Source organism: Psychrobacter sp. APC 3279 (assembly GCF_030407795.1).
Taxonomy (GTDB): domain Bacteria; phylum Pseudomonadota; class Gammaproteobacteria; order Pseudomonadales; family Moraxellaceae; genus Psychrobacter.
Genome location: NZ_JASDCR010000018.1, coordinates 24768 through 37389, shown reverse-complemented (window position 1 = coordinate 37389; position 12622 = coordinate 24768). Strand labels below are relative to the sequence as shown.

Sequence of the window (12622 nt, the reverse complement as noted above, 5' to 3'; positions counted from 1 at the left end):
ATGGTTTAGCGGTATGAGGGTTAAGGCTAGCTATTATAAAGGTTTTTTGACCATTTTTTAACAAAGTCTTCATTAAAATCCTTTATTAATAACCACTTAACTTATTCTATGAATAGCAATGCTCCATAGCCTCATGGTAAAAAGACTACAGAGCATTGGGTATAATACTTACTAAATGTTAGCTATCGCGCAGCTGTACTGAATGCTGGTCAGTTAGCGCTTGTACCACTTTATCTGTGGCAGTCTTGACGGCTTCGTCAGACAACGTTTGCGTACTATCTTGCCATATCAGTGCAAACGCTAGTGAGCGCTGACCTTCTGGTACTTTGTCACCTTGATAAACATCAAATAACCAAAGATCAGTCAACAAATCACCTGCCGCAGTTCGCACCGTTGTCTCTAGCGTCTGCAAACTGATGTCACTGTCTACCAAGATAGCAATATCGCGGCGTACTTGCGGGAACTTGCTTGGTGTTGTGATAGCATGCTGCTCACGTGCAATCGTCAATAGCGGTGCCAGTGACAATTGAGCGACCCATGTAGTCGGCAGATCTAATTGCTTAGCAGTATTTGGGTGCAACTGACCCAACCAACCAACATATACATCATCAATATACAACTCAGCGCTTTGTCCTGGATGCAGGAAGCTTAGCGTGCTACGCTCGTAGCGAATACGTGCGCTATCGATTTGTGCTGGTAATAGCTGCTCAATATCATGCTTTAGGTCATAAAAATCTAACGCACGGTTTTGATAAGCTTGCTCGCTCCATATATCACCAACTGCAACTAAAGCGATACTTGGCGTTTGTACTAAGTCACTAATACTTTGTCCAACAAAGCTAAGACCTGTCTCGAAGAAACGTACACGTGGCTGCTGACGATTTAAGTTATATTGAACGCAAGGCAGTAGGCTCGATAGCAAGGTACGACGCATAACGGCCAAATCACTAGAGATAGGGTTTGCAAGTGCCAATACCTCCCCTAGCGCTTCGTCGTCAAGCAATGCTTCTAGTTTTGCATCACTAAAACTAAAGCTGATCGCTTCCATATAGCCGTTGTCGACCAATGCGAGCTTCATCTCATGCGTCAAATCTGCAGTATCATCATAATCCATACTGACTTGCAAATGTGGCAGGACGCTTGGAATATTGTCATAGCCATAGATACGAGCAATTTCTTCGATTAAATCCTCGCGGATACTCATATCAAAACGATAAGATGGCGGCTTGCAAATCAGTGAATCGCTTTGCTGCTCTACGTCAAAACCCAATTGGGTCAAGATACGTACCATCTCAGATGGTTCAATATCAATCCCAATGACATCACGAACTTTCGCGATTGGTAATGTAATCGGTGCGCGTGCTGGCAAATGCTCAAGGTTTTCAGCCGTGACTATTTGACCTGCTTCCCCGCTAGTAATACTGGTGATTAAATCACAAGCTCGTGCCAACGCTAATGCTGGCAATTCAAAGTCGACGCCACGCTCAAAACGCTGTGATGCGTCCGTATGTAGCCCAAAACGACGTGCGCGTGCAGCAATAGCTAGCTGATTAAAGAAAGCACTTTCTACAACGATATTGGTAGTGCTATCAGTGACACTGCTACGCTGACCACCCATAATACCAGCCAGTGCCAAGGCACCTTTATCATCAGCAATCACAAGCTCATCACCGGTCAAGGTAACGGTTTGCTCATTTAGCAAAGTAATGGTTTCATCAGGCTTTGCCAAACGTACAACGATATCACCTTCAATCATGTCTGCGTCAAACGCATGTAACGGTTGACCCAACTCCATCAACACATAGTTGGTCACATCGACCAAGAAGTTGTGTGAACGTAGTCCTGATTGTACCAGCGCATCTTGCATCCATTTCGGAGTATCGATGCTACGATCAATATTGCGAATCGACTGCAACAGATAGCGAGGGCACGCTTCCTTTGCATCGACTGTCACAGCTGGTGTTGCGGCAGTGCCAGCGGTATTGGCCGAGATTTCTGGCGTTTGTACAGGTAAATCGTTAATGACAGATATTTCACGAGCGATACCACGTACGCTAAAGCAATCACCACGGTTTGGGGTGATTGAGATATCCAATATTTGATTATCTAAACCTAGATATTCACGAATATCTGTACCAATTGGTGCATCTTCAGGTAACTCAAGCAGACCATCTATATCATCGACCAAGTCAATCTCAGAAGCGCCGCATAGCATACCGTTTGAGGCCACACCGCGTAGCTTACTCTTTTTGATTTTAAACCCTTTTTTATCATCGCTTGGTAATATTGCACCAACGGTAGCAACCGGTGCTTTCATACCGACGGTCACGTTAGGAGCACCGCAGACAATTTGTAATGGCTCAGCGTCACCGATATTTACTTGAGTAACACGCAATTTATCTGCATCAGGATGCTGCTCAATGCTGATGACTTCACCGACAACCACACCGCTAAAAGCACGGGCAACCGCATAGCGATCATCAATCTCAAGACCTGCCATAGTCAACTGTTCGGCTAACTGTTCGCTAGTATTTGTAGGGTTTACCCACTGACGTAGCCACTGTTCGCTAATTTTCATAAATATCTCGGATCAGAATTTTATAATAAAGATGTTGGAGTAAAGCTTGGCGAATTCGCTTGCTATAGTCAATCCTATATAAATTAGATACAGCGTCAGGCTCGCTCAGTCTACAATTGGTAGCACTTTCACACGCCTTCCTTAGATCTAAATTATCTTGAACTGACTATATAGGTATAAAGAAAACTCTAGCCAAATTGCTTTAAGAAGCGCACGTCATTTTGGAAAAACAAGCGCAAGTCATCAATACCGTAATACAGCATCGCAAAGCGCTCGATACCCATACCAAAAGCAAAGCCAGTGTATTTATCGCTATCAATACCGCAATTGGTCAATACTTGTGGATGCACCATGCCGCAACCCATTACTTCAAGCCACTTGCCATTGTCATCTAAGATATCCACTTCTGCAGACGGCTCAGTGAATGGGAAAAACGACGGACGGAAACGTACGGTCAGCTCTTTGGCAAAAAATGCTTCTAGAAACTCACTGATTAAACCTTTTAGCTCAGCAAAAGTGCTCGACTCGGTGACCATAAGGCCTTCTAGCTGATGGAACATCGGCGAATGAGTTTGATCTGAGTCGTTACGATAAACACGACCTGGGCAAATGATGCGAATCGGCGGTTCGTTCTTTTCCATGGTACGAATCTGGACAGGACTAGTATGCGTACGCAATAGATAATGCGCATCAAAATAAAAAGTATCATGCATCGCGCGTGCAGGATGGTGCGACGGGATATTCAACGCTTCAAAATTATAGTAGTCGCTCTCGACTTCAGGGCCAGTTGCGACATTGAAACCCGCTTGAATAAAGTACTGCTGCATACGCTGAGTAATCATAGTTACTGGATGTAGATGACCTTTTTGACCACCGCGAGCAGGCAAAGTAATATCAATACTCTCGGCCTCCAACTTGGCATTGAGCGCTGCGACTTCTAGTTGCTGCTGTTGGTCTGTCAATGCTTGCTGAATGCGGCTACGTACTTGATGCAACCAGCCGCCATAAGTTTTTTTATCATCAGCATTGAGCTTGCCCATCTGCTTTGACCAGCCCGTTAACGGACTCTTTTTACCAGTCAATTGCACACGCAAATCTTGCAGTGTACGCGCATCAGTTACTTGTAGGATTAGGGCTTCAGCAGCACTCGCAAATTCGGTAAGCTGAGCTTCGTTAAGCTCATTGAGCTCTGGAGACAAGGTCGGTAGCGCCGACAAGTCGTTGGTGGCAGCAGGGTTAGTCATAAGACGCATTATTCCTGATTTGAACGGACTATTAATTGTAGGGATTTGACCAAATATTGCAAACCATTTATCCAGTTATGTTTATATAAAAGATTAATATAAAGGCTGGTTAGAAGAATGGCTTGAATATTTAGACGATAATAAGCGTATTTTTACTCAATAAAGTACAATATAAAGCATGCTTAGAATAATTTAATATAAAAAAAGCCACCGACCAGCGGTAGCTTTTATTAATATCATACTATTAATCAATATTAGTCCTATCCATTTAGACAATTGCTTATAAATAATTATTTAAAAGCATCATACCTAAAGGACGGTTAATATTTAGGCCAATTCCGCTTTTGCTTTTTCGACCAATGCTGTGAAAGTCGCTGCATCATGCATAGCGATATCTGCTAGAACGCGACGATCGATTGCGATGTTTGCTTTTTTCATGCCATTGATGAAGCGGCTATAGCTTAAGCCGTTTAAGCGTGCACCAGCATTGATACGTGCGATCCAAAGACGACGGAAAGTACGTTTCTTGTTGCGACGGTCACGATAAGCATATTGACCAGCTTTGGTCACTGCCTGTACCGCTACGCGGTAAACACGTGAACGGGCACCGTAGTAGCCTTTTGCGCGCTTTAAGATTTTTTTGTGACGGCGATTTGCCTGTACACCACGTTTTACACGGGCCATAATTTACTCCAAGATTTTTTAATCACTGTTAAGCGAGTGATGATGCCGTTAAATAACAAACATCATTGTCAGATTGCAAAGTCAAATATTTTCAATCAAAGATAGATGACGGTAGGCTATTAAATGTATGGGCACATACGACGAACTGCTGCTTCGTCAGACTTGTGCACCAACTTAAGACCACGCAATTGGCGAATACGCTTAGCTGATTTCTTGGTCAAAATATGGCTTTTGAATGCTTGCTTACGCTTGAAGCCATTCGCTGTTTTTTTGAAGCGTTTAGCTGCGCCGCTTCTGGTTTTCATCTTAACTTTCATGATGATTTGCCTCTTTTTCTGTTTTAGAACCTGGTCGTCAAATAGTCATACTGAATAATCGTTATATAGATAACCACTAAACCTCTATTTGCCTCGAGGTGGGAGGCGCTATTTTAGCAGATAGTGCCTTGTTTTGCCAAGTAAAGTTTTGGCGAGGTTTTAGTAGACAATATAGACAAGTAATCAGCATCAAATAAGCGATAGCGGCTCTCCTAAAAACGCCAATAAAACGGCTAATTTTTCTCCAAATAGATTGAATGTCAGCCTAAGCTGTGCTTAAGTAGAGACTGAGCTATATCTTCATATAAACCCTATTAAAACCCGCTTTTTCACCATGAATATTTAGGCTGTAATGTATAGCTATAACGATAACAATGCTGCCAACATATAGCGCGATAAGTAGAACAATCTTTGGCCATCACTCTAGGAGATAGTGTGTCAAAACAAGAGTTAGTATTCGACGACGACTTGTTTGTTTTTGAGACAGTGATGCGTGTGCGTCATACGGAAGCCGACGCAGGACAGCACATGACGGTAGAATCTCTGACAGCGCTATTGTCCGAAGCACGGCTAAGATTTCTATACGCTAAAGGTGTCAAAGAAATCAACGCAGACCATCAAGGCTTGATTATTGATAAATTGCAGCTAGATATTGTGAGCCGTATCCGCGTACGAGAAGAGTTGTTATTTGAAGTTGGTGTTGAGCCAATATATGATAATGGCGGTAATATAATCCTAAAGGTCACGCGGATGCACACGGGCGAGATAGTAGCAAAAGCGCGCCAGCACTTTCGAGGTTACGACTTTAACCTCAATAAAGTGACTAAGCTTGATAACACGATCAAAGAAGCACTGTATCCGCATTTATTTAGACTGTAGAATCGCTTGTTATAAATAGTATGCTGTCATTTAGCATAGTTGCACTCTATAGCACATTTAGTTGACATCATATTGCAGAGCATTTCAGATAATCTCCCCGCTTTAATCATAAGTAGTATAATTGCTTATCACTCTTTTTCACTTTCTACCTATAAGACGACAAATACATTATGACTTTACCTGCTTGGCTGACTGCCGTAACTTTTAATGATGATGGTTTGATTCCTGCAATTGCTCAAGATCATCAAACAGGTCGTATTTTGATGATGGCGTGGATGAATGCAGAAGCATTACAGCTCACTGCACAAACACAGACAGCGGTTTATTTTTCGCGCTCGCGTGCCAAGCTGTGGCACAAAGGTGAGTCATCAGGTCATACACAAACTGTGCATGATATTCGTCTAGACTGTGATGCAGATGTGATTGTGCTTAGTGTCACTCAGGCTGGCGGCATTGCTTGTCATACAGGACGTGAGTCGTGCTTTTATCAGCGGTTGGATTTATCAGGTCAAACGCCTGAATGGCAAACTGTCGATAAAGTATTAAAAGACCCTGCAGATATTTATCATTCTCATGAATCTACTAGCGACACTTATGAAACGGAAAACACTGGCGCGAATACTGGTGCGAATACTGATTCTGATACCATCCAAGCACAATCTAATACTACTCAAGCACAAGTCGATAAAGCCTCTGTATTACAGCAGCTTGATAGCGTATTAGCAGAGCGTAAAAAAGCCGATGCCGACAGCTCTTATGTGGCTAGTCTGTATGCCAAAGGATTAAATAAGATATTAGAAAAAGTCGGTGAAGAGAGTACAGAAAGTATCATCGCTGCCAAAGATTTTGCTAACTGCAATGAGAGTACAGACAAAGAAAGCTATGATGAAGCTCGTCATGAGCTAATTTATGAAGTCGCAGATGTCTGGTTCCATACCTTGGTTGGGCTAGCATGGTTTGATATAGAGTCGGATGCCGTGTTAAACGAGCTAGGCAGACGTTTTGGGTTATCCGGTATCGATGAAAAAGCCGCTAGATAAGCCTAAATAAAAAATAAACGTCTATTTTATTGGATTATTGTTGCTTTCACCTATTTGTAATAAGTGCAGGTTATAATATAGCTCTGTTTTATCTCGCATTATATGCCGATGCTTTTTGTTTGCTAGATAGACCTTTTTGCAAACTAAAAGCAGGCATATAAAGACTGAAAACCAAGTCATAAAACCAGGTCACAAAACCAGGTCACAAGGATACCATTATGGGTAGTTTTTCTATTACACATTGGCTGATACTATTGGTCGTTGTCGTTGTCGTGTTTGGCACCTCAAAACTCAGAAATGCTGGTAAAGATTTGGGCGGTGCTGTGAAAGGCTTTAAAGAAGCTGTCAAAGATGAAAATACAGAGCATGCCAAAAAACATGCGGTTCTTGACCACGATGCGACGGCACACACTGAAGAGCGCTCAACCAACAAGGTTGATGATAAGCATAACGTATAGCATCTAAACAGTGACATCGGACCATTATGTTTGATATCGGGTTTTCTGAACTACTTCTCTTTGGCGTTATCGCCCTCATCGTACTGGGCCCAGAAAAACTGCCACAGGCAGCGCGCACGGCTGGACAATGGTATGCCAAAATTCGCCGCACAGTCTCAACATTGCAGTCTGAAATAGAGGCTGAGCTTGACTTGGCTGAGACACGCCAGCAAATGCAAAAAGAGCTTGCCAAAATTCGTCAGACTGAAGCTGAAATGAGGCGTGAGATGGCTGAGATGCGCGGCAATATGAAAGCTTTTGAAAGCTCACATAGTCCTGCTTCGATAGCTTCTGAAGCATCTATGAATGCTGAAAACAGCAAGGATGACGAAGCTCATGAAAATAACCGCACACAAAAGCAGCAATCAGCCACGCCAAAAGCATTCGACTATGCTTATGCCACTGACGAGCAGCCAGATACATTAGAAAATAGTCAATTATCGAAGCGCGGTCACAGCGGTGACAATATAAATGATCCAAATGTAGATGATGCAAATATAGGTGATAATGCCAAAGCAGCGCCAGTTGTTCAGACCATCACTACCCGTCCATGGGAAAACATGTGGTTTCGACTTGGTGCTTATGACAAAGCACGTCGGCTCCCAATGCCGCCATATGTGCCAAATTATAAAGCTGACGCCCTACTCAACAGTCCTGCCAACATGCAGACTTCTGACCATAAGCAGGAGACTGATTGATGCCATTATTCAAGCGTAAAAAAAGTCGTCAAGAGAAAATCGCTGTTTCTGCCATTACTGACCAAGACGTTATTGATCAAGAAGCTATCGATCAAAACACCCTTAGGCAAGATGCTGCAGCAACGACCAATACCACTCAAGATAAAAAATCAGATGACGTCTTAAGCCCTTTGGCTGATATGCCTATTACCGAGCATTTGATTGAGCTGCGTCGGCATTTGATCAAAATATGCGTGGCGGTACTGATAATATTTTTAGGTTTGGTCGGCTATTCGCGTGAGCTATACAACTTGTTGTCTGACCCGTTGGTTGCGCAGTTACCTGCCAATTCGACCATGATTGCCACCGATATCACGTCAAACTTTATGGCTCCGATACGTCTGACCGTATTCGTAGCTGCGTTTTTGGCGATGCCCTACATTCTTTATCAAATTTGGTCATTTGTAGCGCCCGGTCTGTATAAAAAAGAAAAGAAAATTGCTATTCCAGTGCTGCTATCTTCTATATTTCTGTTTTATGCTGGTGTGGCTTTTTCTTACTTTATTGTGCTCAAAGGGGTCTTGAAGTTCTTCATTATGTTTGCCCCGCAAAACGTACTACCCATGACGGATATCGACAGCTATCTCAGTTTTGCCTTAAAATTATTTATGGTATTCGGCTTAACGTTTGAGATTCCAGTCGTTACTTTGCTATTGATATTGGCAGGTATTGTCTCCATTCAGAGCTTAGAAGAAAAACGTCGTTATATCATTGTGGGCTGTTTTGCTGTGGCTGCTGTTGTCACGCCGCCAGATGGCGTATCGATGCTCATGCTAGCGATTCCGATGTGGTTATTGTTTGAGCTTGGTTTGTTTTTGGCGAAGATTTTAATCAAAGAAGAGCCCCGTCCTACTCTCGTATCGACAGACAAAGAATAAAACACTTATCAGTCTAATCCAGACTAAAATAAAGTTATTGATTACATATAGCTATGCGTTAAACTACCATTACACCGTTTTATTCTTGCCTCATTAGTAAGCTGATTGCTTATTATCACGTTTTAGCATCACCATCATCTATAAGCCATTGTTTACCCAGTGGCTTTTTTTGCCCCTTTTGTTTTTAATCAATTTTTGTATTTAGGTAGCTTTATTATGTCCGCATCTATGCCAGCTTATATGAGCGATCCCACTGACGAGCAGCTGAGCGCGCTGAATATGGCGATGGATCACAAGTCGTTTAAAGTGGTCGCTTATGCGGGTGCCGGTAAGACAACGACGCTCAAGCTAATTGGTGAGCGCCTACGCGGACGCGGACTGTATCTGGCTTTTAACAAAGCGATTGCCAATGATGCTCGTTCAAAGTTTCCGCCGCATGTAGAATGCCGTACTTTTCACTCATTAGCTTATCGTCATGTTGCTCGTGATATTACCGCCAAGCTATCTTTGCCGCGCTTTTCACCCAAGCGTCTCGGTGATGATTTGGGACTACAGCCTGTACAAGTGCGTCGGCAGATGGATGGGGTCAATAAATATATTACGCTCACGCCAGCACGACTATCGCGGTTCGTCAGCGATGCAGTAAGTAATTTTTGTAGCACGCATGCCAGCTACCCTGCGCCAAGGCACATACTGTTCCCAAGCTGGCTCGATGACTCAGATGCAGAACAGTTACGCGAGATGCTCTACCCTGCTGTTGAGCAGCGCTGGTTACAGTCGATTGATGCGCGTCACCCTGCTGGTATTGGCCACGATATTTATCTCAAGCTTTGGGCACTATCTAAGCCTAGTATCCCAGCGGACTTTATCTTATTCGATGAAGCTCAAGACGCCGATCCCTTGATGATGGGTATCTTGACCCAGCAGTCGAGACAAGTCATCTATGTGGGCGATGCGCATCAGCAGATTTATGAATGGCGCGGCGCGGTCAATGCGATGAAAAAGTTGCCATTGCCGCAGACATTATTGACGCAATCTTTTCGCTTTGGTGAGCCGATTGCAGAAGTGGCCAATACTCTATTAAAAGCACTACAAGAGGACGTACCGCTAAAAGGCAATCCGAATAAACAGTCCTCTACCGATAAGGGCATGGTACATAGCAAAAAAGATGCTATTTTGTGCCGTACCAATGCTGCTGCCATGTCACAACTGTTGACAGGATTAAAGCACGGGCATCGCGTGGCACTACAAGCGGATACCGATCGTATGCTCAAATTCTGCCAAGCAGCCGAAAATTTAAAAAATGGTAAATCGGCTTACGGTGTACCTGAGTTGGCTTATTTTTATAATTGGGGTGATGTGCAAGAGTACGCTGAGACTAACGAAGGTAGTGACCTAAAAACACTGGTCAAACTGGTCGATGACCATGGCACTAATGTCCTCAGCCAAGCGGTCAATAGTCTGACCAGTATCGAAAATGCAGATTATGTCATCTCTACCGCTCATAAAGCCAAAGGGCTCGAATGGGGCAAAGTGCAGTTAGATGATGATTTTTACTACGATGTGACGACTAATGCGGTCAAGATAAGTCCAGAAGAATTGCGTTTGCTCTACGTTGCTTGCACGCGTGCGCAAAGCAATTTGGATATTCACAATATTAAAGACTTGATATCAGGATTACAGACGGGCAAAAAAGTGATTTTTGGTAATACTTAATTGCCCTACACCTCTGTCAGCCTCAAGTTTTATTCAATCTTTCTTATAACGACCCTTTAGCAGTGAATCACCAGCATGAATAATAGCCAGCAACTTCAAACGCGTCAAAATACTATCAATCAGTTATTTGCAGCTCCCGTGCGTTTGCTCGCGCCTATGGAAGGCTTGACCGATCCATTAATGCGCCAAATCTTAACCCAAATTGCGTCTGACTTGGGTCGTCCTTATGATTGGTCGGTCAGTGAGTTTATTCGCATCACTCAGCATGTCTTGCCTGCGCACGTGTTTTATAAATATGTGCCTGAGCTACATCATGATGCCAAAACAGCCTCTGGTACGCCTATTCATGTACAGATTTTGGGTAGCGAAGCGCAGCTGATGGCAGAAAACGCCGCGTACGCTTGTGAGCTCGGTGCGCCTGCGATTGATATCAACTTTGGCTGTCCTGCAAAAACAGTAAATAGCCATCGCGGTGGTTCTGTATTGTTAGATGAACCTGAAACAATGTATCAGATTATCAGTGCCGTACGCCAAGCCATTCCCGCCCATATACCAGTATCAGCTAAGATTCGTCTGGGCTATACCGACACTAGCCGAATGGATGATATTCGCGGCGCAATTAACGACAGTGGAGCCGACTGGCTCACCATTCATGCACGCACTAAGACCCAAGGCTATAAGCCGCCCGCCTATTGGGATAAAATTCAAAGTTTTAATGCGCTCGATATTCCAGTCATTGCCAATGGAGAAATTTGGAACTTTGAGCATGCGCAAAATTGTATGACACAAGCAGGTACACCGCATCTCATGTTAGGTCGCGGCGCAGTCACACGACCTGATTTGGTTGCGCAAGTCGATAACCATACTGAAAATCATGATGACAGCGGAAAAAACACGGCAACCTTGCTATGGCAAGATTTGATCGCCCATCAAATTAAGTTTTTGGAAGGTGAGGCAAAGAACGATGTGGTGTTGGTCGGTCGCTATAAGCAATGGTTAGGGATGCTCACCAAAGGCTATTTTGAGGCGCAAACAGTGTGGGAAGGTATCAAACGAGAAAAAAATAAAGCGGTGATTATTAGCGCCCTACAAGCAAGCGTACGAGATTAATCACTTGCTTGTGTTTGAGCGTTTTGGCGGTTACGGATATTTTTACTAGACGCTGACTCGTATCGCTAAATAAAATAGCATCAGACAACATGCCATTGATAGTACCCAGAGGATAGAGCGGAACATTGCCAAATTAGTAATATACGCCACACAAAAACCAATTCGTATCATCACATACAACCAAGCCAATACGTTAATAATCGACTGCGGCACAAAGAACAGCATAGCGACTATCACCGCCGCCAAAAATACTGGCAAGGTTTCATAGCTGTTTTGTTGTGCTGCATTAGCACGTGCTGCCATGCCTGTCGCATTTTGAAAAAATTCGCGAGGATGTGCATTATTTCTGATTCTAAAGCCACCAGATACTTTTGCAACGATTGACACCGCCCATGGCAGTAGGCTTGCTACCACCATGGCTAAAATGGCAGACGCCACTTTGTCAGTTACCAACTCAAAGAATGCACTTATCATTATATAAGTCCCTAGCCTGCAACCACTTCGAAATCATGGGTAATATTGACCCCACCTGCTACTAACATACGGCTGGCAGAGCAGTATTTTTCTGCTGATAACTGGATGGCTTTTTCGACTTGTTTTTCTTTGACCTCTTGACCAGTGACAATGAAATGCATATGAATATCGGTATAGACCGCTGGTACGGTTTCAGCGCGCTGGGCAGTTAGCTCACAACGTACATCCGTCACTGCTTGGCGTGATTTCTGTAAAATTTCTACGACATCATAACTGGCGCAACCACCTAGTCCTAGCAAAATCAGCTCCATCGGGCTTGAGCCTTTTTCTTTATCAGCATCGATTTGTACATTATGTCCTGATGGTGACACGCCCATAAAAGCTTTGTTCTCTTGCCATATGACGCTTGCTTTTGATTCTGACATTGTAGATGTTCCTTGTTTTGAATGGCGTATTGCCTATTATTAT

13 protein-coding genes are annotated in these 12622 nt (G+C 43.5%); 7 read left to right on the top strand and 6 right to left on the bottom strand.

Annotated features, from left to right (window positions below; genetic code table 11):
• Positions 1-178 precede the first annotated feature (178 nt).
• From pheT to rpmI, 4 genes are all read right to left on the bottom strand, one after another.
• Entirely contained in the window at positions 179-2578 is a 2400-nt protein-coding gene (gene pheT, locus QL898_RS10555; RefSeq protein ID WP_290176759.1) for a phenylalanine--tRNA ligase subunit beta, read from the bottom strand.
• 188 nt (positions 2579-2766) lie between these two features.
• On the bottom strand, positions 2767-3822 hold the full coding sequence (gene pheS / locus QL898_RS10550; protein WP_201549041.1) for a phenylalanine--tRNA ligase subunit alpha: 1056 nt from the start codon (positions 3820-3822) through the stop codon (positions 2767-2769).
• 327 nt (positions 3823-4149) lie between these two features.
• Positions 4150-4506 (bottom strand): 50S ribosomal protein L20, encoded by a 357-nt coding sequence (gene rplT, locus QL898_RS10545; protein ID WP_011281252.1) that lies wholly within the window; start codon positions 4504-4506, stop codon positions 4150-4152.
• A gap of 119 nt (positions 4507-4625) precedes the next feature.
• Positions 4626-4823 (bottom strand): 50S ribosomal protein L35, encoded by a 198-nt coding sequence (gene rpmI / locus QL898_RS10540; protein WP_057761939.1) that lies wholly within the window; start codon positions 4821-4823, stop codon positions 4626-4628.
• 435 nt (positions 4824-5258) lie between these two features.
• On the opposite strand from rpmI, the gene QL898_RS10535 reads away from it, so the two are divergent.
• The 7 genes from QL898_RS10535 (at position 5259) to QL898_RS10505 (ending at position 11680) form a co-directional block, all read left to right on the top strand.
• Positions 5259-5702 carry a thioesterase family protein gene (locus QL898_RS10535; RefSeq protein ID WP_102093896.1) on the top strand — a complete coding sequence of 148 codons (444 nt, stop codon included), beginning with the start codon at positions 5259-5261 and terminating at the stop codon, positions 5700-5702.
• Positions 5703-5872: 170 nt separating this feature from the next.
• On the top strand, positions 5873-6742 hold the full coding sequence (gene hisIE / locus QL898_RS10530) for a bifunctional phosphoribosyl-AMP cyclohydrolase/phosphoribosyl-ATP diphosphatase HisIE (RefSeq protein ID WP_290176758.1): 870 nt from the start codon (positions 5873-5875) through the stop codon (positions 6740-6742).
• Between the two features lie 218 nt (positions 6743-6960).
• Positions 6961-7200 (top strand): Sec-independent protein translocase subunit TatA, encoded by a 240-nt coding sequence (gene tatA / locus QL898_RS10525; protein WP_290176757.1) that lies wholly within the window; start codon positions 6961-6963, stop codon positions 7198-7200.
• Positions 7201-7226: 26 nt separating this feature from the next.
• Complete coding sequence (tatB, locus tag QL898_RS10520) at positions 7227-7937, top strand: Sec-independent protein translocase protein TatB (protein WP_290176756.1); 711 nt, start codon at positions 7227-7229, stop codon at positions 7935-7937.
• Positions 7937-8854, top strand: coding sequence for a twin-arginine translocase subunit TatC (tatC, locus tag QL898_RS10515; protein WP_290176755.1), 918 nt, complete (start codon positions 7937-7939; stop codon positions 8852-8854). Before tatB ends, tatC begins: the two co-directional genes overlap by 1 nt.
• A 216-nt stretch (positions 8855-9070) precedes the next feature.
• Positions 9071-10570: a UvrD-helicase domain-containing protein gene (locus tag QL898_RS10510; protein WP_057761950.1), complete on the top strand. Its 1500-nt coding sequence runs from the start codon at positions 9071-9073 to the stop codon at positions 10568-10570.
• A 75-nt stretch (positions 10571-10645) separates the two neighbouring features.
• On the top strand, positions 10646-11680 hold the full coding sequence (locus QL898_RS10505) for a tRNA-dihydrouridine synthase (RefSeq protein ID WP_290176754.1): 1035 nt from the start codon (positions 10646-10648) through the stop codon (positions 11678-11680).
• A gap of 45 nt (positions 11681-11725) precedes the next feature.
• Here QL898_RS10505 and QL898_RS10500 read toward each other — a convergent pair whose 3' ends face one another.
• Together QL898_RS10500 and QL898_RS10495 are read right to left on the bottom strand one after the other, a co-directional pair.
• Positions 11726-12151 (bottom strand): MAPEG family protein, encoded by a 426-nt coding sequence (locus QL898_RS10500; protein WP_201608040.1) that lies wholly within the window; start codon positions 12149-12151, stop codon positions 11726-11728.
• A gap of 14 nt (positions 12152-12165) precedes the next feature.
• Positions 12166-12579 (bottom strand): OsmC family protein, encoded by a 414-nt coding sequence (locus QL898_RS10495; RefSeq protein ID WP_201549050.1) that lies wholly within the window; start codon positions 12577-12579, stop codon positions 12166-12168.
• Positions 12580-12622 lie beyond the last annotated feature (43 nt).

Coding starts and splice junctions, on each gene's coding strand:
- pheT (WP_290176759.1), bottom strand. CDS start 2,578: ATGAAAATTAGCGAACAGTGGCTACGTCAGTGGGTAAACCCTACAAAT.
- pheS (WP_201549041.1), bottom strand. CDS start 3,822: ATGACTAACCCTGCTGCCACCAACGACTTGTCGGCGCTACCGACCTTG.
- rplT (WP_011281252.1), bottom strand. CDS start 4,506: ATGGCCCGTGTAAAACGTGGTGTACAGGCAAATCGCCGTCACAAAAAA.
- rpmI (WP_057761939.1), bottom strand. CDS start 4,823: ATGAAAGTTAAGATGAAAACCAGAAGCGGCGCAGCTAAACGCTTCAAA.
- hisIE (WP_290176758.1), top strand. CDS start 5,873: ATGACTTTACCTGCTTGGCTGACTGCCGTAACTTTTAATGATGATGGT.
- tatA (WP_290176757.1), top strand. CDS start 6,961: ATGGGTAGTTTTTCTATTACACATTGGCTGATACTATTGGTCGTTGTC.
- tatB (WP_290176756.1), top strand. CDS start 7,227: ATGTTTGATATCGGGTTTTCTGAACTACTTCTCTTTGGCGTTATCGCC.
- tatC (WP_290176755.1), top strand. CDS start 7,937: ATGCCATTATTCAAGCGTAAAAAAAGTCGTCAAGAGAAAATCGCTGTT.
- QL898_RS10510 (WP_057761950.1), top strand. CDS start 9,071: ATGTCCGCATCTATGCCAGCTTATATGAGCGATCCCACTGACGAGCAG.
- QL898_RS10505 (WP_290176754.1), top strand. CDS start 10,646: ATGAATAATAGCCAGCAACTTCAAACGCGTCAAAATACTATCAATCAG.
- QL898_RS10495 (WP_201549050.1), bottom strand. CDS start 12,579: ATGTCAGAATCAAAAGCAAGCGTCATATGGCAAGAGAACAAAGCTTTT.